The following is a 19,014-nucleotide window of genomic DNA, read 5'->3' as shown; positions in this document are numbered from 1 at the left end:
GTTGCTTGAACCGAGGCACCCGTGCCATCGCCTTAAAACCGGAAACCGATACCCACGATGGCCGAAGCCGATGTGGTGTCATAGTAGTCGTGATAGGTTGAGGTGTCGAAAGTCACGGCGACATCCTGCTTATTGAACCATGTTTTTTGGACTTCCGTGAAGCCATAAAGTTGGCCGGCCACATTGTGCTTGTATCCAGCTCCGAGTCCGTAGCCCTTCAAATTCATCTTGCCGGTCGTCGTATCGCCAAAGAGCGGGCGATCAATTCGCCAGGTACCTTTCGCCCAGCTGTAGCTCAGCTTGCCGTAGAGCAATCCGCGCGACCCAACACGCACGCCCGGTTCCAGATTGACCGACCACATGTTTTTCATCCGCACGGATATGGCATCGTTTTTTTCATCGGGATTAGGTGCATAGTCCTGCACCGTGCGTCCGGCGTTCTGATTGCCCAGCACATAAGCAATATTGGCGCCAAGATTGAATCGCCCGAAGGAATGCGCGTAACCGGCGGCCATCGTTCCACTGATCTGTGTGTCACTGGGCTGCTCGTGAAACCAGGAGCCGAAGTCCATGTCGGATTTGCCCTCGGCTGCGCCAATGCCCACCTGAATGTAGGGGCCGTCAAAATCTTCGGCCATGGCAGGCGCTGCAAAGCCGACGATGGACGCAATAGCGGCCGGGAAAAGCTTGTTCATCTTGCACTCCTTGACTTGCATGGGGATATTGTTGGCTGGCTTCACTGGGCTGGCAGCAGCATCTCGAGCCGGGATCGCTCGTCATCGATGTGGAAGGAGACGTTCCGGGCGATGTTCTGGATCAGCATCGATCCAAGATCGTCTTCCCCTGCCGTCTCGATCGGGTTGTCCGCATCGGGGGCGGCGTCGAACACCAGCTTCAGTTCGCCGGTCTTTTCAGAATAATCGACATGTACCTTGACCGGGCCGCGCTGGAGATAAGGCCGGTAAAGCGAAAGCGTTTCCTCGATTATCAGCAGGATGTTGTCGCATAGCTTGCGCGACAGAACGTGCTTTTCGCAAAATTCTTCCACTTGGGCGTTGATCGCGTAGAGGTCATAGTCCGGTGTCTCGATCTGATACGAACAGGTTCGCACCCGATTGATGAAGGCCCAGGTTTTTTCACGCGTCGGCGCGGTGAAGATGACCTCGGGCGGCCCTTCCTCATAGACCACGCCCTCGTCCATGTAGAACACCCGGTTAGAGACATCGCGGGCGAACTCCATCTCGTGGGTTACAATGGCCATCGTCATGCCATCGCGGGCAAGGCGCCGGATAACCGAGAGGACTTCGCGCACCATGGTTGGATCAAGCGCGGAAGTCGGCTCGTCGAACAGGATGATTTCCGGTTCCATCGCAAGGCACCGAGCAATCGCCACGCGCTGCTTCTGACCTCCTGAAAGCTCATCGGGAAAGCTGTCGGCCTTTTCCGCCATGCCGACCAGCCGGAGCAGTTCCATCGACCGTGTCTCGGCCTGGTCGCGCGTCTGCCCTTTCAGCCGGATAGGACCAAGCGTCAAGTTTTCCAGTACGGTGAGGTGAGAGAACAGGTTGAACGACTGGAACACCATGTTCATCTTCTGCCGCAGCAGCGCAACGTCCGCCGCCGGGTCCATTACGTCGACCCCGTTGATAGTGATGCTGCCCGCAGTCGGCTGTTCCAGCAGGTTTAGGCAACGCAGGAAGGTTGACTTGCCGCAGCCTGAGGGGCCGATAATCGACACGACTTCGCCTCTGCGGATCTCGGCATTCACGTCCTTAAGAACCGTTAGGTCGCCGAACCGCTTGACCAGATGCTGCACCGTGATCATGCGCGCTCCTGAAGGTTGTGGCGCATCTTGCGGCGCCTTGTTTTAGGGTCGGTTGCACACTCCAGATACTCGATGGCCTGCATCAGCACCCAGGCGATCAGGAAATAGAGGACCGCCACCATCACCAGCGGAAAGAATGCATCGAACGTGCGGCTGCGGATGATGTCGCTGGCCTTGGTCAGGTCTTGAACTGCAATGTAGCCGACAATCGAAGTCATCTTCACCAGCGAAATGAACTCACCCTTGTAGACCGGCAGGATGCGCTGGATCGTCTGTGGGAGGATGATGAAGCGGAAGGTCTGCAGCCGGGTGAAGCCCATGGCGATTCCGGCCTCTGACTGTCCCTTGTCAATGCCGCTAATGCCGCTGCGATAGATTTCAGCCGCATAGGCCGCGAAGTTCAAGCCAAAGGCAATGACCGCGACCAGAACCGGATTGATGTCTACCGACGCGAAAACGACGTAGAAGATCAGCATCAGCAGGACCAGCACCGGCATCCCGCGCAGGATCGCGATATAGATGCGTGCCGGTACGTTGAGTATCGCGCGACTAGACATCCGCATGAAACAGACCAGACCGCCAAGGAGAGTGCCGAAGACAGTCGCCAGAATTGCAATGACGACTGTGGTGAGCAGACCGTCCAGAATCAGATGGTAGCGGTTCTCCTGCAGGATATTGATTCGAAAGCTGTCTGCGGTGCGCTTGAGGAAGCTTTCCGGCTTGGCACCAGCGAGGGCCACTGTCCCGTCGCCGCCCGCAATCCTGTCCTTGCGAGCGAAGGCATAGACCTGTCCGTTGAAGTAGGACGATCCGAAATCGATCTGCTGCTTACGTTCGTCGGTGATCGCGATGGACGCGGAGATCATGTCTACCTTGCCGGCGGCAAGCGCCGGGATCAGCGCGCCGAATTGCATGTCGGTAAAGCGCACGTCCATATCCAGCGATGCTGCAAAGCGGCGGATCATCTCGATATCGAAGCCGACCAGTTCGCCATTGTGCACCGCGACGAAGGGAAGACCCGCCGACATGGTTCCGACGATCAGCGTTCCGCGCCCGCCCCCCTGCGGCAACGGCGGCAGCTGGGTGGCGCCTTCATCCATCCATCGGCGCTTCATGGCATCGTACGTTCCGTTGGCTCGGTTGTCGGCCAGCCAGCGATCGAAAGCGACCCGCAGATCTGCTCTGTTCTTGCTGAAACCGACCCCCATCGGCGTGCTGAACAAAGGTTTGCCAAGCAGGCCGAATTCCGGGTTCTTGCGTAGGACATCGCGCAGCGGACTTTCGTCGAACAGCGCCGCATCGGCCTTGCCTGCCTTAAGCGCCATCACGACATCGCTTACCGTATCGAACTGCAGGATTTTAGCCTTCGGATAATGCTTGGTCGCGTAGCGGTCCTGCACCGAACTGGTGAGAACAGCGATGCGCTTGTCGGCAATGTCCTGCGGCCCTGTCATGACCGCCCCGGCTGCAACGGGCGCAGTTCCTTCTGTCACATCCGGCCTTGGCGCCAGCATGACCTGTGAATTGGCGTAATAGGTGCGGGTGAAGCTGACTTTCTTGGCTCGTTCGGCCGTATGGGTCATGCCCGATATGATGACGTCGATCTTACCGGATTGCAGGGCCGGGATCAGCGCCAGAAATTTCATATTGTAGAATTCGACCGGGCGGTTGAGCCGGGCTCCGATCAAGCGCGCCAGTTCCCCGTCGTGGCCCGTGACGCGACCCGTGGCGTCGACGAAGCTCATCGGCTCGCGGGTTGCCGAAACGCCCACCCGCAGCGGCGTGCCGGTTTTAGGCAGCTTGATGTCGAGTTCTTCATAGGGCGACAGGTCCGGCTTCAGCCAGCGCCGCTCCATGTCGGCCATCGTGCCGTCCGCCTTGAGCTCGCCGATTACGCCATCAATCTGCTTGAGCAGTCGAGTGTTGTCCTTTCGGATCGCGGCCGAGGTGTCCTCGTAATCGACGCGTTCTTCCAGAATGTGCAGGCGCGGATTTTTCTTCGACACCTGAAGGGCCGTCGGGTAAATCGTGATGATTGCATCAAGCTGCCCCGCATTCAGTGCAGTAACAGCGTCCATGATGTCATCGAACGTCTTGACCTGCGCCTTGGGGTAAAGCTTGCGCGCGGCAACTTCCCCGGTCGAGCCGGTCATGACCCCAAGGCGAGCTTCGCCAGCCTGATCGAGCCGTTCGATAACGGGTTTGCCCTGCTCCTTGCATGCACAGACGAGCAATAACAGCAGCAGGGCCAATTGCCGGAACGTCCATCGATGATTGAAATGCACGAGCCCCCCTTGGCGCGCTCAGATTTCTCTCGACACCCGCGGAAATCCGATCTCGCGAAACAGCTTGAAAACTTGCATAAATCTAAACCATGCGCATTGATATCGAGCAAATCACATTGCGCCATCTGGTGCTAGTTTCATAACGTATTGCCAATAAAGGTGCGCGCCTTAAATATCGGAGAAACAATGGAAATCGTGAGCACAAACATCAATGGCACGCTTGTGGTCATGCCAGAAGGCAGGATAGACAGCGTCACGGCAGAATCGTTCCAGACTGCTCTTTTGCCATTTCTGGAAGATGTGACCGCAATTGCTATAGACGGGTCGAAACTCTCTTATGTTTCGAGCGCCGGTTTGCGGGTATTCCTGATGGCCGCAAAATCGATGAAATCAAAGGGCGGAACGCTGGCTCTCTTTGGTCTTGTGCCAACAGTGGAGGAAGTTTTCGTGATCAGCGGCTTCTCGAAGATTATCCCGATCCACCCCGATCTGGACTGTGCCCTAGCTGCCTGACACCCCGCTTGCGGGCTCCAGCTGTTTGCGCAGAAATAGGACATTGCGGCCGCCGTCTCGACGGTAGCGCATCTCGTCCATGAAAGTGCGAACGAAATGGATCCCAAGCCCCCCGATGGGCCGCTCCTCGGTGCCAAGGCTAATATCTGGCGCGAGCGCGGCAACCGGGTTGAAGGGTATGGCATCATCGACAAGCGTGACCGTCAGGTCGCCCGCCACGGTGACGTCCAGAGTAATTCGGCCAGCGCGTCCGTCGGCGTATCCATGCTTGATGATGTTGACTACCAGCTCCTCAATCACGAGCTCCAGATGGGTCGTGGCGGCGTTCCCAAGGCCGGCATCGCTTGCAAAGGCGCGCAAGGCTTCTGCGAGTACCATGTATTGGTCCATCGAGTTGCCGATCGTTATGTGGAACTGGTGGCTCATCGCACCATTTCCACAGCAAGCATCGTGATATCGTCGGAAGGGGGTGCGCCATTGGCAAAAGCCTTGATCCGCGCGTCCATGCCGTCGACCAGTTCGCGTACCGGCCGGAATTTGAGCGCGTTCAACGCATCTAGCGTACGCGGCTCGCCCATTAGCTCGCCTCTGACGTCCATCGCTTCGGTCACGCCGTCGGAATAGACGAACAGCGTGTCGCCCGGCGCAAGCTGCGTGCTGTGCGCTTCAAAGTCGATGTCCTCGATCACCCCCATGGCCAGCGAGGGTGCGGAGCGCAGAAAGGCGAAGTCTCCGTCCTGACGCGCCAGTGCCGGCGGGTTGTGGCCCGCCGAAACATATTCGAGCCCGCCGGTGCGGGGATCGAGAATTCCCATGAATACGGTAACAAACATCATTTCGTCATTATCGGCGCACAGCATCCGGTTGGTCTGGGAGAAGATGCGAGCGAGATCGGCATCGTGCATGGCCTGATTGCGCAGGATCGTCATCACGATCACCATGAACAGTGCGGCCGGAACGCCCTTGCCGGACACGTCGCCCACGCAAAAGCACAGGCGGCCATCTTCCAGCACGAAGAAGTCGAAGAAATCACCGCCCACTTCGCGCGCGGGCTGCATAGTCGCGAACAGGTCGATTTCCCTGATATCGGGGAAAGGAGGAAAGATTCGCGGCAACATGCTTGCCTGAATACGGTTTGCGACATGCAACTCACTCTCCACCCGCTCTTTCTCACTGGTGACCTTTTGCAAGTTCGCGATGTAGGTTTTGAGTTCCGCCATCATCCGGCGGAATGCCTGCGCCAGCGTTTCGATCTCATCGCCCGTCCGAATATCGATGGTTGCATCGAGATTGCCCCTGCTCACCGCTTCGGTACTTTGCACCAAGGCAAGGATAGGCGCGGAAATGCGAGCAGAAACGATGATGACGACCAGGATTGTCGTAGTCAGAACCAGGGCGATGCCGATCACCACCAGCCGCATCAGCCGGTCGGCTTTGGCCATCATCTGCGCCTTGGGCATGGAAACGCCAAGACCCCAGTTCGGCGTATTGGGAATGGGGGTGTAAATCGTCGCGAACACCTCTCCGTCCGGACGGCGGTACTCACCGAAACCGGACTTGCCCTGCTTAAGGGCCGCGGCAATCGGTTCGAGCCCCGAATAGCCGTTGCGCGAAGACTCAAGCAGATTGAGCTTCATTCGAACGTTCGGCGATGGGTGCGAAATCAGGAGGCCCTTGTGATCCATAACCCAGCCGAAGCCGTTTTCGGCAACGCTGACCGCACCCGCGATTTCCGTCAGGGTATCGAGCAGGACGGTAGCGGCCACAAGGCCGACAACGCGCCCGTCCTTGTCTTTTACCGCCGACGCAATTACGAACACCGTCGCCCCGGTTGCGCGGGATACCAGCGGTTCGCTGATGACCTGATCGCGAGCACCGGACATGATCTCCCGGAAATAGGGTCGATCAGCAACATTGCCGTACGAACCGATCGAACTGACGTAGGCCCCTTGGCGGTCGGCGAAGAAAACCATTTCGTAGTCTTTGTTGGCACCGGCGATCTGCCTCTTGAGCTCTTGCTCGATTGCAGACGAGTCGCCGGAGCGCAGAATGCTCTCCCGCGATAATGTGCCGATATCTGTTTGATATCCTAGGAACAGATGGCCGAGGCTGCTGGATCGGGCACGCAACACGTCCTGGCTCAGATCCTTCGTCAACGGAACTACCGTGTCCCGAACCGCAACGAAGAAAAATGCTCCAAGCGTCAGCAGGATCGCGCTGAGAACTGCACCGAAGCCGATGAGCATCTTACCACGAATTGTTCTGAAGACCACTTGCACCTCCGGTTGACGTCGGAAGATACCTTATCATTTGTGTGCGAGCGCGAGTGCAATGACAACGATCAAATGTCCAGGTTGTTTGGCCGCGTGTGATTTTGATTTCTGTCATTGTGACAGCACGATTCCCGCGTCATTGAAAATGAAGGCAAGTCAGGGAGGCAATATGTTCACGACCGTAAAGACGCTGTTTCAAGAGTACGGCAGGCGCTCGATCGATGGCTGCATGGCCTGCATGGCTCCCGGCGGTCAGACGATGGCCTATGGCACGAACGCGAATGAAAAGCGGCTGGGCAGCGATGAGATCCGCGAGCAGTTCCTACTGGACTGGTCCCAGACATCGTCCGCCACGATTACCCCGACTTGGCATCATGAAGTGCAGCATGGTGATTGCGGCTGGGTGGTAGCGGATCTGCGATTTGATTTCGAGATGTTGGCTGGCAAGCAACAGGCAGAGACGCGCGCCACCTTTGTGCTCCAGCGCGATGGCGCTGGACGCTGGCTGATTGAGCATATGCACTTTTCTGCCCCGGCTGAACTCGCCACAAACACTCAGCTGGTCGATTAAAATCGGATACAGGCCGGCGCATACACCATTGCGCCGGGCTGTCGCTGCTTTACCCCAGATACTAAGGTCACTTTTATGAATTTGCCCCGCCGCGCGTTCATTGTCATGCTGGCATCGACGATGGTTGTCGCCTGTGGCCCCGGTGGAGCGCAGAAGAACGTGATACGCGTTGCCGTTTCGCCCGCTTCACCGCCCAACCTGTTTGAAGAGAATGGGGAGACCAAGGGTCTCGATCTCGACCTTTTTCGGGCCTATTGCGCCGCTCGCCGATGTGAGCTGCAGATCACCAGCTATGACTGGCAAGGCATGTTGGGCGCAGTGGTGAGCGGCAAGGCCGACGTCGCCTTTTCCGCGATCTCGATCACCGAGCCGCGGCGCAAAATGATGGACTTCTCCAAGCCTTATATGGAGAACACCTGGAACCTCGTCAGCCTGAAGTCCCGCGGCATCAAGCTGGACAGCCTGGCCGAGCTGAAGCGCTATACCATCGGCTATCCGCGCGGCATGGCTTACAGCGAATATATTCGGGCCGAGCTGGAACCGCAGGGGCTTTATTCACTCAACAAGGTAAAGGTTTATCCCAGCTATAACGAGGTCATGACCGACCTGCGGAATGGCCAAATCGACTTGGCCTTTCTCGATGGTCCGGTGGCGAGCGTCTATCGCAAGAAGTTGCCGATTCAGGATAGCTTTGTCCTAACTGGCCGGGACAGGTTTGGTTATGCCTTCCCGAAGGGCTCGCGCCTGCGAGAAGATTTCGATCGCTTTCTGGACGAGCTGGGCGAACCGGCGCGCAAAAAGATCATAGCCCGCTGGCTGGACTAACCGGATGAGCTTTGCGCAAATACTGCAGAGTCTGGTGGCCGGCCTTGGCTACACGGTTTTGGTCACGCTTCTCTGCGCGGCTACGGCACTGGTCGTCGCGCTTGCAATCATCGCCGCGCGCAGGCTGGGAGGCAAAGCCGCAGGCAATGCGCTAGACGCACTTGTCTATGTCCTGCGCGGAATTCCGGTGCTCGTGCTGTTGTTCATGGTTTTCTTTGGCTTGCCGGCCCTCGGCCTCGACATTCCGCCGCTCGCAGCCATGATGTTGAGCTTAGGCGCTGTTTCCGGAGCCTACCTGTCGGAGATTTTTCGCGGTTCGCTGCAGGCCGTTTCACAGGCTGAAATCCTCGCCGCACAGGCTTCGGGGTTCACCCCGTTCCAGTCCTTCCGCCTTATTGAACTGCCACAAATGATCCGCCTCTCCGTTCCCGGCATGGTTAACGAACTGACGAGCGTGATGAAATACTCACCCTTCGCCTACACGGTGGGTATTCCCGAGATCACCAAGCAAGCCATGGCCCTGACATCCACGACGATGCAGAGCCTGCAGATCTATACCGCCGTGGGGCTGCTCTATTTCGGGCTGTACCGCGCCATCCTTTTGGCTGTCGCATATGTGGAACGGCATTTCGCCATTCCCGGGTTTGCGGAGGAATAGACCGCGATGGCTCTGCTCGAAGTCCGCAACCTGGTAAAGACCTTCGGCACCAAGACGGTTCTCGACGGCGTGACCTTCGACCTTGAGGAGGGGCAGACAAAGGTCATCATGGGACCTTCGGGGTGCGGCAAGTCCACGCTGCTGCGCTGCCTGAACCGTCTGGAAGAACCAACCAGCGGCTCGGTCCGCTTCGATGGCAAAGAAATGACGGCCCCGACGGCCGACGTCCGGGCGCTGCGCCAACTCATCGGCTTCGTGTTCCAGAACTTCGCGCTCTACCGACACCTGACTGTCCTGGACAACGTCACCCTCGCCTTGCGGCAGTTGAAGAAGATGCCGGCTGCTCTTGCCGAGGAACGCGCGCTGCACGAACTGGCCCGCATGGACATGGCGGAGAAGCGCGATGCCTATCCTGCGTCACTTTCGGGCGGGCAAAGCCAGCGCGTTGCCATAGCCCGCGCGCTGGCGATGGAGCCACGGGTGCTGTTCTTCGACGAGCCGACCTCGGCGCTCGATCCGGTCATGGCCCGCGAAGTGGTGACTCTTATTAATCGGCTCTATTTGGAGAACGTCACGATCCTCTGTGTGACGCACGATCTCTATCTGGCCCAGTACATTTCCGACAGCATCATCTTCCTCGACCAAGGCAAGGTCCGGGCAGAAGATAAGGCGGAAAACCTGCTCTCAGGTCATGCCGACCCGGTGATTGCATCCTTCTTCGGCCGTAAGAGCTGAGCGATGGGGGGCAACTTTCCTGCCTTGCTGGTTCAATTGCAGGCCGATCTGCCCTCGCTTATCAGCGCGCTTGGCGAGACTGTGCTCCTGTCGGTCATTATCACTATCAACGGCCTGATCGGCGGGTTGCTGGTGTTCTATCTGACCCTGAGCAACAGCGGCGTCGTTCGCAAGATCATCAACGGCTACATTTCCATCTTCATCGGCACGCCGCTGATCGTCTTCCTGTTCCTGCTGTACTACGGCTTGCCGACCATCGGGATCCGGCTTTCGCCATTCGTTATCGCGGTCTTTGGTTTTTTCCTGAATGTCTCGGCCTACAACGCCCGGTTTCTGGTGACGGCCTACAAGGGGTTGCTGCCGACCGAACTGGAAGCCGCCAAGGCGCAGGGGTTTTCGCGCGGACAGATCTTTCGCCTTGTCACGGCGCCACAGGTGCTGCGGCTGGCAGCCCCTGCGCTGGCAAGTCAGGCCATCCAGAACACCAAGGACAGCTCGATCGTTTTCCTGATTCAGTACACCGAGTTCTTCGCTGGCATGCAGGAAATCGCCATGCGCAGTTTCCTGTTCTTCGAAACCTATTTCGTCACGGCACTGGTCTATCTGCTGCTGGTTTCGGTAATCGTTCTGGCCATGCGCAGGCTGGAACGGCGCTTTACCATACCGGGCCTGAGTTGACCCTGGAACCTAAGCTTGACATCTCGATGGTATCTTCCCGAACAAACTGAGAGAAAGCAACGGAGAACAAATTATGTATAATAAAATTCTCGTAGCTTACGATGGCTCAGAATTCAGCAATGCCGCTTTGCATCATGGCCGAGACCTTGCCCAGTTATGCGGAGCAGAACTCCATTTGCTCGGCATCGTCGCGACGAAAGCCTACGTGATATCGCCAGAAGTGTTCGGCGCCGTCGACCTCTGGGCTTTGGAAAGGGCAGAAGTCGAACACGCAATCGAGAGAGCCGCAATATTGCTTTCGGATACCGGAGTGGAGCTCGGCACCCACATCCGGGAGGGCAATCCGGTCGAGGAGATAGCCAACTGTTGCGCTGAACTGGATGCCGATCTCGCAATAATCGGCCACAGCGACAAGGGGCTTCTGGCGCGTTGGCTTGAAGGGTCTGTCGGCGCTGGGCTAGTCAAGGATTTGCCATGCAATCTGCTGATCGCAACGAGGTGAGCTTCAACTGTATGTTGATCGCGAAACAAGGGCCAATCTCAGGAATTGCAAACAGTATATGGCCGTAAGTGATCAACAAGACGTATTCGACTTCCTGCATTCCGGGACGACCTTTGCCGCCACGTCGGGGGGCGAGGACGTGCGGCGGATTGACACCCACTGCGCCAGCATCTTCCTAACCGGCGCTCGCGCGTGGAAGCTCAAGCGGGCGGTACGCTTTCCCTATCTCGATTTCTCGACTGTCGATTTGCGCAAGCAGGCGCTGACCAACGAGCTAATTCTTAATCGCCGCATCGCGCCGGACCTCTATCTTGGGCTCCACGCGATCACAAGGCAGCAGGGTGGCCAGTTGGAACTGGATGGACCGGGGGAGCCGGTGGACTGGGTGCTCGAGATGCGTCGCTTCGAGGATGGCGCGCTCTTGTCGGAACTGGCCGATCGTCACACCTTGCCGCCGGGCCTGTTGCAGGACCTGACTGATGGCATCGTCGCGTTTCATTGCGCCGCGGAGGTCGTTCCCGAACCCGATGGCCATGCCCGCTTCGCGGCTGTCGTGCGTATGAATGTGACTACGCTTGAGGCCTACGCAGATTTGCTGGGCGCAGAGAATGTGGCGGCGGTGGCTCGCGGCTTGTTCTCCGCACTGTCCGCTGGAGAGCACTTGCTTCGGCAACGGTCTGCGGCAGGCCGTGTGCGCCACGTGCATGGGGATCTCCACCTGGCGAACATCGCTGTCATCGCTGAGCGAGCAACGCCCTTCGACTGTCTTGAGTTCGACGCCGAACTGGCTACGATCGATACCCTCTATGACCTGGCCTTCTTGATCATGGACCTGTGGCAGCGCGATATGCGCGCCGAAGCCAACTTGGTGTTCAACCGTTATCTTGATCTTTCCGGCGAGGACGAAGGCGGCCTTGCCTTGATGCCATTGTTCCTAGCATGCCGTGCTGTGATCCGCGCCCATGTTGCGGCCGCGCAAGCCAAGCGGGCAGGCGCCGGACCGGGCCTCGCCGAGAATGCGCGCCGCTATCTTCGTCTGGCTTTGACGTTGCTGCACCCGGCGCCCGCTGTTCTGGTGGCTACGGGTGGCCTGTCCGGCTCTGGCAAGTCGACCCTCGGGCGAGGTCTGGCTCCGTGGATTGGCCGGGCACCCGGCGCGCGGATCGTGCGCAGCGACGTGTTGCGCAAACGTCTTGCCGGAGCTGCGCCGGAAACGCGCCTGCCTGATTGCGCCTATACTCCCGAGGCCGGCCAGACTGTCTATACCGAGATGATGGCCCTGACCGCCACAGCCCTCGACAACGGACAGGCCGCGGTTGCCGATGCCGTATTTGCGGCAGGCGAGGAGCGGGAGAATATCGAGCGGATCGCGGTAGAGCGTGCGATCCCGTTTCTCGGCCTCTGGCTCGACTGCGGCGAAAATCAACGTGTGGCGAGGATTGAAACGCGAAGACACGATGCCTCGGACGCCGATGCCGATGTAGCGCGTGCTCAGTCAAGCTATGCATTGCCAGATTTGAAGAGCTGGGAAACAGTGAACGCCAACCTTTCCAGCGCAGAGGTACTTGAATCTGCCTCCGCGCTATTGCGCCAACGCCAGATGCTATCTCGAGAGCCCGGAGTCCCTGCTCATGTTGCATGACCGCATCGCCTGCCCGCAACTTTTGTCGCGGGTGATGAGCGCAGACGATGCCGCCAGTCTCATTGCGCCGAGCAGCCGTATCGGCATGAGCGGTTTTACCGCGGCGGGCTATCCCAAGGCCGTACCGTTGGCGATGGCGCGGCGGATAGAGGACGCCCACGGTCGGGGCGAAAAGTTCGCCGTGCAAATCTGGTCGGGCGCATCAACCGGGCCCGAACTCGACGGCGCTCTTGCCAAGGCAGACGGTATCGAGTTCCGTATGCCTTACAATTCCGATCCCACCGCGCGCGACAAGATCAATAGCGGAAAGATAGAATATCTCGACATGCACCTGAGCCAGGTTGCGCCGATGGTATGGGAAGGGTTCCTTGGCACTGAAGATATTGCGGTGATCGAAGTCACCGGCATCCGCGCAGACGGATCACTTATCCCCTCGACGTCGGTCGGCAACAACAAGACCTGGATTGACCGCGCCCAAAAGGTGATCCTGGAGGTCAACCGCTGGCAGAATCCGGCGCTGGAAGGGATGCACGACATCTATTACGGCACCGCGCTGCCGCCGCATCGCGTTCCCATTCCGCTGGTAAAGCCCGACGATCGCATCGGAGAGCCGTGGTTCCGCTGCGACCCGGATAAAGTAATAGCGGTGGTCGAGACCGACGCTCCCGACCGCAACCAGACCTTGCCGCCGCCTGACACGCAGGCGCAGGCTATTGCCGGGCACCTGCTGGAATTCCTGCATCATGAAGTGTCTATGGGGCGGTTGCCGTCCAATCTGCTGCCCCTGCAGTCGGGCGTCGGCAGCGTAGCCAACGCCGTGCTGGCCGGCCTGCAAACCTCTTCGTTTCCGCCCATGACCGCCTTTACCGAAGTGATTCAGGACAGCATGCTGGACCTGCTGCTGACCGGGAAGCTCGCCTCTGCATCGTCTGCGGCGCTCTGCCTTGGACCCGAGGCCATGCAGCGGCTCACCGACAACATGGCCGAGCTGCATGACCGCATCATCCTGCGACCCCAAGAAATCAGCAATCATCCGGAACTGATCCGCCGTCTCGGTTGCATCGCCATGAACGGGATGATCGAGGCCGACATCTACGGCAACGTCAATTCCACCCACGTCATGGGATCGCGGATCATGAACGGCATCGGGGGTTCGGGAGACTACGCGCGCAACGCCTACATCTCCATCTTCACGGCACCTTCCACGGCCCGCAATGGAGCCATTTCCACCATCGTCCCGCATGTCAGCCATGTCGACCACATTACCCAGGACGTGCAGGTACTGGTGACGGACCAGGGGTTGGCGGACATGCGCGGCCTCTCGCCCAAGCGTCGCGCGAGTCTGGTCATCGAAAACTGCGCCCACCCCGATTTCCGGCCGCTGCTGAAGGACTACTTCGACCGCGCCCTGCGCGAATCCTACGGCCTGCAGACGCCGACGCTACTGTCAGAGGCCCTCTCGTGGCACCAGCGCTTCATAGATAGCGGATCGATGCATGTGTAATCAGCAAAAGGAGCTTGACCCGCATCAATGAACGCTCAGGGCAACAAGGTAATTTATTTTTGGCTGAATCGGTTCCGCTTTCAGGCCTGCCGGAGGAATTCAAAATGTCTCACGATTTATTTTTGCGCGCTGCAATAGAAGAAGCGCGGCAAGGCCTTTCCGAAGGCGGCATTCCTATAGGTTCGGTGATCGTGCATGAGGGCCAGATCATTGGCCGGGGGCATAACCGGCGCGTGCAAAAAGGCAGTGCTATCCTGCACGGTGAGATGGACGCATTCGAAAACGCCGGGCGACGTGATGCATCAGTCTATCAAGAGGCGACGCTTTATACCACGCTGTCACCGTGTTCGATGTGCAGCGGGGCGATTCTGCTCTACGGAATTCCGCGCGTGATCGTTGGCGAAAACAAGACGTTCATGGGCGAGGAAGAACTGCTCAGAAGCCGGGGTGTCGCAGTTGAAGTACTACAGGATGCGGAATGCATCGCGCTGATGGAAGCCTTCATCGCAAACAGTCCGAAGCTGTGGAACGAGGACATCGGCGAACCGGCAGACGCCTAACGATCTTTCGTTAATCGGCTGTCTGACTGGATAGGCAGAGGTGCCCATGTCTGCAAATGCACCCTCTTTCGAAATCCGTCCCATGGTTCGTGGCGAACTTGATCTCGTCATCGAATGGGCCGCCAGCGAGAACTGGAATCCAGGTCTCCACGATGCTGACGCCTTCTGGGCGGCAGACCCTTCGGGCTTCTGGATCGGCCTTTTTGATGGCCAGCCTGTGGCGGCAGTCTCGGCCGTGAAATATAGCCGCGATTATGGCTTCATGGGTCTTTATATAGTTCGCCCCGATCTGCGCGGTTGCGGCCACGGCCTCGCCATAGCGCAACAGGCGATGGCATATCTTGAAGGCTGTAATATCGGCCTCGATGGGGTGGTGGAGCAGCAGGAAAACTATCGCAAGTCCGGCTTTGTCGTGGCTCATCGTAACGTGCGCTACGTGCTCAATGCACCAGCATTCGCAAGCAGCGAACCCGATGATCGGCTGGTGCCGCTGTCCGGCCTGCCGTTCGAAGATGTCGCCCGCTACGATCGACAGTTCTTTCCGGCCGACCGAAGCGCGTTCCTGCGCAAATGGATCGCCCAGCTGGGCGCGACGGCGATTGGTTTTTGCGAAGAGGCGCGACTGCTGGGCTATGGTGTGCTCCGTCCCTGTCGCTCTGGCTTCAAGATCGGCCCAATGTTTGCCGAAACGCCTGAGATTGCAGCCAGTTTGCTTACGCGCCTGATCGCTTCCGCGCGTCCCGGCGAACAGGTTTTTCTCGACGTGCCGGAATGCAACCCCCGTGCGGTGGACCTTGCTTTGCGCTTTGGCATGGATGCAACGTTCGAAACGGCGCAGATGTACACGCATGGTGCGCCGGATATCGGCATGGACAAGACGTATGGCATCACGACATTCGAGCTTGGATAGCGCCGTCAAGAGGATGGTTACGTGATCAACTGCGGAACGTTCGACGGGAACATCATCGACATCCATGCGCGACGAACCTTCTTTGGCCGCGTGACATGGGTCGATGGGGTAATCGAATCTATCGTTGATTCAGGATCACCGCGCGAGGGCTATGGCTTTCTTTCGCCCGGTTTTGTCGATGCCCACGTCCATATCGAAAGCTCAATGCTGACCCCGGCTGAATTCGGCCGGATTGCTGTGCGCCATGGGACTGTCGCGACAGTTTCCGATCCCCACGAAATTGCCAACGTACTGGGGACGGAAGGCATCGACTTCATGGTCCAGTCAGCAAGAAAGGGGCCGCTGCACATCTGCTTTGGCGCTCCGCCGTGCGTCCCGGCAACTCCTTTTGAAACCTCCGGCGCCGCGATCGAACCAGCCGACGTAGAAAGGCTGCTTGCATCCGGCCACGCAGGCTATCTGGCGGAAGTAATGAACGTTCCGGGCGTCCTGGCCGGGGACGAGGCTCTTATGGCCAAGCTCTCCGCCGCAATCAGGCACGGAGTGCCGATCGACGGCCATGCTCCCGGCCTTTCAGGTGAGGCGCTCTTGCACTACCGCGCTGCCGGTATTGCGACCGACCATGAATGCATGACCCTGTCCGAAGCGGAGGAAAAGGCGGCTGCAGGCATGAAAATACTCATCAGGGAGGGTTCGGCCGCGCGCAATTTCGACGCGCTGCACCCCCTGATCGCGTCCCGGCCAGCACAGGTCATGTTCTGCAGTGACGATAAGCACCCCGATGACTTGTTGGCGGGTCACGTGAACGACCTGATCCGACGCGCGGTGGGCTTGGGGCACGACCTGTATGACGTGCTGCGCTGTGCTAGCACAATTCCGGTGATGCACTATCATCTCCCCATCGGCTTGCTGCGCGAGGGGGATCGGATGGATGCGGTCGAGCTTTGCGACCTTGCAGATTTCGCTGTCCGTAGCACCTGGATAGGTGGCCGCAAGGTTGCCGAACGCGGGGCCAGCCTGTTGCCGTTTGCAGGGACCACACTTCCTAACCGGTTTCACGCTCAGCCGATCAGCCCGTCCGATCTGGCACTACCCGCTTGTCATGGCGAGAGCGCCGGGCTTATCCGCGCAATTCGCGCAATCGATGGGCAACTGACCACGGAGCAGGTCGTCCGGCCCGCAAAAGTCCGTTTAGGCCAACTGGTTCCGGACCTGGAGCGCGACCTCCTAATGCTGGTCGTCATAAATCGCTACAATCCTGCGCCACCTGCCATTGCCTTCGTGGAAGGCTTCAGGCTCGCCAGCGGAGCCTTGGCATCGTCAGTCGCCCATGATTCTCACAATATCGTGGCCGTGGGCGCTAGTCTTGAAGCGCTCTGCCGCGCGATCAATGCGGTTATTGCAGCCCAGGGTGGTATTGCCGTAGCCTCGGACCACCGCACAGATATCCTGCCGCTACCGGTCGCAGGGTTGATCAGCGATTGCGACGGCGATCATGTGGGGCAGCTATACCGCGAACTGGATGGCCGGGCACACGCACTTGGCTGCACGCTCCGTTCACCCTTCATGACGTTATCGTTCATGGCCCTTCTGGTCATTCCGGCACTCAAGCTAAGTGACAAAGGGCTGTTCGATAGCGAGAATTTTTCATTTACGTCTGTCGATTCAGCGACAGCCTGAACTAAGTAATAGTCAATCGTTGGAAAAAAGGGGCGCACTCGGGCGCCCCTTCAAGATCACTCTGGAAGTTTTCTCTGATCAGAATTGATATGATAATCCCAAACGCACCTGATGGTTGGAAAAATCTTCTTTATATGTTTGTCCGTTGTCATATCGAAGGCTATTAACCTTCTCAAATATTTCTCCGTGTTGAACTACATTGTACTCAACTCGAAGGGACGTCTTTTTGCCGACTGCGGTTTCCAATCCGGCGCCAAATAATAATCCGATATTGTTATCCTTTATCGAATTCGTATACTGTTCATTCCCCTCGGAATCATCTCCTAGATAGAACCCGTAAGTGTCAGACATTTTTATGCGCGTCTGAGCAACGCCTCCGCGGAGATAAACGCCAGTTTTTTCATTCAAAAGAAATCCTAGGCGGGTCGTTGCACTAAAAGATGGATTGGCGCGTTCATAAAATTTCTGCTTGACACCATTTTTATCAAAATACGAAGCACTGAACTTCGAATTTGAAAGACCAGCACGTATCTCAACGCCAGTAAAAACATTTTCGTTTATTCTGAAATCATAGCCGGCATAGATTCCTCCAGCCAAGCCATTTAAGCTATATCCGTCATAATTTTCACTTTTAGTTGGATCTACAGATGTATCTTCATAGTTATCCTGAGTTTCTGCATGGTCATAGCCAATATCGATTCCCACGAATGGGCCGTCAAATGCACCAGCATGAGCCGGAACGGTAATATAAAAGCAAGCAGCAAAAGTAGCCGCAGAAACATAATATCCGCGAATTTTCAAATCTTCCTCCTGACTTGCACATGAAATCTACCCATAGTTAATTTCATGCCATGCCAGATCAGGCACTTCATTGATTTTCATCAATAACTCGTCTGTTTTGTCATTTGGATATACTGAAAGCCCTCTGGCCGGTGCCGCAAGAATTATGTTTCATCATTGCGAGCTTTAAAGCGATTATAAATTTGATAAACTTGCATTTTCTGTCTGAGGTGACGATGCGGCGCTAACGTCCGAATAATCACCGGTATGGGTGACCGGGACGATGCCCGCATGGAGGGTTTCGAGGCCGGTGTTGCGGACGCACATCATCGCGAGCGTTTTCGCCATCTTGGCAGCAATGCGCTTTTCGTCGTCCCGGTTCATCTGCCCACTATAGCTGGAAATCTTCCGCATAGTAGGCCCGAACCGCTTCTGCTTCGTACATGCTCAGCTCGGACAACGGGCCTGCTGCGGCATTGATCTGGGGTATCTCTACCGAGACACCATCCCCGCCAAACCAATCGACAATATCCCGCACCCCGGCCTCATAGTCTGCAAAGGGCAGCACGGTAACTCGAGGATCATCCAGCCATTCCGACTGCGGCCGATAAAAAGTGAGATTGCCGCCCCGGGGCTGGCGCAGAACACCTGGGACAAGAGGCGGCAACAATGCCGCAAGTATCTCTAGCGGCGGGACGCTGTCGATGACCGCGCGCATATCCAGATCGATGGCGTTGGGATCGGGTTCAAACCATCGCGGATGCCGCTCGACACCGACGAACCGCTCCGGAAATAGCTGCATCAATGAGTTCGGCAGACAGCGCTTGTGGAACTCGACCGCCGAGCAGAAACGCTCAACCGGGTCCCGCCAGAAGGCATAGATAGCCCTCGGCGCAATTACTTCTCCGGGAAAACGCGCCTCAGTCAGCCTGATCGCTTCCGGCACCGTCGGGTGCCGCCCCATTTCGCCAACCAGATCGACCCCGATCTGGCCAAGTACAGCCCGCGCTGTTTGCGACCCGTTCTTTGGCACGCCAATGAACAGCGTCTGGCGGTCATGCGAAATGATCATG

At 57.7% G+C, this 19,014-nt stretch carries 20 protein-coding genes; 12 read left to right on the top strand and 8 right to left on the bottom strand.

The window, feature by feature from the left end; all coding sequences use genetic code 11:
* Positions 1-32: 32 nt before the first annotated feature.
* The 3 genes from IE113_RS01930 to IE113_RS01920 are packed head-to-tail and all read right to left on the bottom strand — an operon-like array spanning position 33 to position 4,077.
* Positions 33-695: an outer membrane protein gene (locus IE113_RS01930; protein ID WP_189538721.1), complete on the bottom strand. Its 663-nt coding sequence runs from the start codon at positions 693-695 to the stop codon at positions 33-35.
* 41 nt (positions 696-736) lie between these two features.
* Positions 737-1,825, bottom strand: coding sequence for an amino acid ABC transporter ATP-binding protein (locus IE113_RS16255; protein ID WP_189538720.1), 1,089 nt, complete (start codon positions 1,823-1,825; stop codon positions 737-739).
* Positions 1,822-4,077, bottom strand: a complete 2,256-nt coding sequence (locus IE113_RS01920; RefSeq protein WP_229822070.1) for an ABC transporter substrate-binding protein/permease — start codon at positions 4,075-4,077, stop codon at positions 1,822-1,824. The genes IE113_RS16255 and IE113_RS01920 overlap by 4 nt, the downstream gene beginning before the upstream one ends.
* A gap of 219 nt (positions 4,078-4,296) precedes the next feature.
* Here IE113_RS01920 and IE113_RS01915 point away from each other — a divergent pair, with 219 nt between their 5' ends.
* Positions 4,297-4,623, top strand: coding sequence for an STAS domain-containing protein (locus IE113_RS01915; protein WP_189538718.1), 327 nt, complete (start codon positions 4,297-4,299; stop codon positions 4,621-4,623).
* Here the strand turns inward: IE113_RS01915 and IE113_RS01910 are convergent.
* Positions 4,612-5,049 (bottom strand): ATP-binding protein, encoded by a 438-nt coding sequence (locus IE113_RS01910; RefSeq protein ID WP_189538717.1) that lies wholly within the window; start codon positions 5,047-5,049, stop codon positions 4,612-4,614. The genes IE113_RS01915 and IE113_RS01910 overlap by 12 nt on opposite strands.
* Positions 5,046-6,896 carry a SpoIIE family protein phosphatase gene (locus IE113_RS01905; protein ID WP_189538716.1) on the bottom strand — a complete coding sequence of 617 codons (1,851 nt, stop codon included), beginning with the start codon at positions 6,894-6,896 and terminating at the stop codon, positions 5,046-5,048. The genes IE113_RS01910 and IE113_RS01905 overlap by 4 nt, the downstream gene beginning before the upstream one ends.
* A gap of 169 nt (positions 6,897-7,065) precedes the next feature.
* Here IE113_RS01905 and IE113_RS01900 point away from each other — a divergent pair, with 169 nt between their 5' ends.
* From IE113_RS01900 to ade, 11 genes are all read left to right on the top strand, one after another.
* Entirely contained in the window at positions 7,066-7,467 is a 402-nt protein-coding gene (locus IE113_RS01900; protein ID WP_189538715.1) for a nuclear transport factor 2 family protein, read from the top strand.
* Between the two features lie 75 nt (positions 7,468-7,542).
* Positions 7,543-8,292: a transporter substrate-binding domain-containing protein gene (locus IE113_RS01895; protein WP_229822067.1), complete on the top strand. Its 750-nt coding sequence runs from the start codon at positions 7,543-7,545 to the stop codon at positions 8,290-8,292.
* A gap of 4 nt (positions 8,293-8,296) precedes the next feature.
* On the top strand, positions 8,297-8,950 hold the full coding sequence (locus IE113_RS01890; RefSeq protein WP_189538714.1) for an amino acid ABC transporter permease: 654 nt from the start codon (positions 8,297-8,299) through the stop codon (positions 8,948-8,950).
* A gap of 6 nt (positions 8,951-8,956) precedes the next feature.
* Positions 8,957-9,685: an amino acid ABC transporter ATP-binding protein gene (locus tag IE113_RS01885; protein ID WP_189538713.1), complete on the top strand. Its 729-nt coding sequence runs from the start codon at positions 8,957-8,959 to the stop codon at positions 9,683-9,685.
* Between the two features lie 36 nt (positions 9,686-9,721).
* Positions 9,722-10,363 carry an amino acid ABC transporter permease gene (locus IE113_RS01880; RefSeq protein WP_229822064.1) on the top strand — a complete coding sequence of 214 codons (642 nt, stop codon included), beginning with the start codon at positions 9,722-9,724 and terminating at the stop codon, positions 10,361-10,363.
* A gap of 73 nt (positions 10,364-10,436) precedes the next feature.
* Positions 10,437-10,865 (top strand): universal stress protein, encoded by a 429-nt coding sequence (locus tag IE113_RS01875; protein WP_189538711.1) that lies wholly within the window; start codon positions 10,437-10,439, stop codon positions 10,863-10,865.
* 58 nt (positions 10,866-10,923) lie between these two features.
* Positions 10,924-12,507: a bifunctional aminoglycoside phosphotransferase/ATP-binding protein gene (locus IE113_RS01870; protein WP_189538710.1), complete on the top strand. Its 1,584-nt coding sequence runs from the start codon at positions 10,924-10,926 to the stop codon at positions 12,505-12,507.
* A complete protein-coding gene (gene scpC, locus IE113_RS01865) occupies positions 12,497-14,011 on the top strand; it encodes a succinyl-CoA:acetate CoA-transferase ScpC (protein ID WP_189538709.1) in 1,515 nt (504 codons plus the stop codon). The genes IE113_RS01870 and scpC overlap by 11 nt, the downstream gene beginning before the upstream one ends.
* A gap of 14 nt (positions 14,012-14,025) precedes the next feature.
* Positions 14,026-14,571, top strand: coding sequence for a nucleoside deaminase (locus IE113_RS01860; RefSeq protein WP_229822062.1), 546 nt, complete (start codon positions 14,026-14,028; stop codon positions 14,569-14,571).
* Positions 14,572-14,653: 82 nt separating this feature from the next.
* Complete coding sequence (locus IE113_RS01855; RefSeq protein WP_189538708.1) at positions 14,654-15,481, top strand: GNAT family N-acetyltransferase; 828 nt, start codon at positions 14,654-14,656, stop codon at positions 15,479-15,481.
* A gap of 21 nt (positions 15,482-15,502) precedes the next feature.
* Positions 15,503-17,161: an adenine deaminase gene (ade, locus tag IE113_RS01850; RefSeq protein ID WP_229822060.1), complete on the top strand. Its 1,659-nt coding sequence runs from the start codon at positions 15,503-15,505 to the stop codon at positions 17,159-17,161.
* 78 nt (positions 17,162-17,239) lie between these two features.
* Here the strand turns inward: ade and IE113_RS01845 are convergent, their stop codons facing one another.
* The 3 genes from IE113_RS01845 to IE113_RS01835 all read right to left on the bottom strand — a co-directional run bounded on the left by IE113_RS01845 (position 17,240) and on the right by IE113_RS01835 (position 19,013).
* Positions 17,240-17,962, bottom strand: coding sequence for an outer membrane protein (locus tag IE113_RS01845; protein WP_189538707.1), 723 nt, complete (start codon positions 17,960-17,962; stop codon positions 17,240-17,242).
* A 174-nt stretch (positions 17,963-18,136) separates the two neighbouring features.
* Positions 18,137-18,325 (bottom strand): hypothetical protein, encoded by a 189-nt coding sequence (locus tag IE113_RS01840; RefSeq protein ID WP_189538994.1) that lies wholly within the window; start codon positions 18,323-18,325, stop codon positions 18,137-18,139.
* 7 nt (positions 18,326-18,332) lie between these two features.
* Positions 18,333-19,013, bottom strand: coding sequence for a hypothetical protein (locus IE113_RS01835; RefSeq protein ID WP_189538706.1), 681 nt, complete (start codon positions 19,011-19,013; stop codon positions 18,333-18,335).
* Between the last annotated feature and the right edge of the window lies 1 nt (position 19,014).

The organism is Novosphingobium arvoryzae, from assembly GCF_014652615.1.
Taxonomy (GTDB): Bacteria; Pseudomonadota; Alphaproteobacteria; order Sphingomonadales; family Sphingomonadaceae; genus Novosphingobium; species Novosphingobium arvoryzae.
The sequence above is the reverse complement of the archived record's forward strand: the minus strand, read 5'-3'. Positions and strand labels throughout refer to the sequence as shown.

Bases quoted from the DNA above. Each gene is read 5' to 3' on its own strand.
- IE113_RS01930 (WP_189538721.1), bottom strand. From the start codon at position 695: ATGAACAAGCTTTTCCCGGCCGCTATTGCGTCCATCGTCGGCTTTGCA.
- IE113_RS16255 (WP_189538720.1), bottom strand. From the start codon at position 1,825: ATGATCACGGTGCAGCATCTGGTCAAGCGGTTCGGCGACCTAACGGTT.
- IE113_RS01915 (WP_189538718.1), top strand. From the start codon at position 4,297: ATGGAAATCGTGAGCACAAACATCAATGGCACGCTTGTGGTCATGCCA.
- IE113_RS01910 (WP_189538717.1), bottom strand. From the start codon at position 5,049: ATGAGCCACCAGTTCCACATAACGATCGGCAACTCGATGGACCAATAC.
- IE113_RS01900 (WP_189538715.1), top strand. From the start codon at position 7,066: ATGTTCACGACCGTAAAGACGCTGTTTCAAGAGTACGGCAGGCGCTCG.
- IE113_RS01895 (WP_229822067.1), top strand. From the start codon at position 7,543: ATGAATTTGCCCCGCCGCGCGTTCATTGTCATGCTGGCATCGACGATG.
- IE113_RS01890 (WP_189538714.1), top strand. From the start codon at position 8,297: ATGAGCTTTGCGCAAATACTGCAGAGTCTGGTGGCCGGCCTTGGCTAC.
- IE113_RS01885 (WP_189538713.1), top strand. From the start codon at position 8,957: ATGGCTCTGCTCGAAGTCCGCAACCTGGTAAAGACCTTCGGCACCAAG.
- IE113_RS01875 (WP_189538711.1), top strand. From the start codon at position 10,437: ATGTATAATAAAATTCTCGTAGCTTACGATGGCTCAGAATTCAGCAAT.
- IE113_RS01870 (WP_189538710.1), top strand. From the start codon at position 10,924: ATGGCCGTAAGTGATCAACAAGACGTATTCGACTTCCTGCATTCCGGG.
- scpC (WP_189538709.1), top strand. From the start codon at position 12,497: ATGTTGCATGACCGCATCGCCTGCCCGCAACTTTTGTCGCGGGTGATG.
- IE113_RS01855 (WP_189538708.1), top strand. From the start codon at position 14,654: ATGGTTCGTGGCGAACTTGATCTCGTCATCGAATGGGCCGCCAGCGAG.
- IE113_RS01840 (WP_189538994.1), bottom strand. From the start codon at position 18,325: ATGAACCGGGACGACGAAAAGCGCATTGCTGCCAAGATGGCGAAAACG.
- IE113_RS01835 (WP_189538706.1), bottom strand. From the start codon at position 19,013: ATGATCATTTCGCATGACCGCCAGACGCTGTTCATTGGCGTGCCAAAG.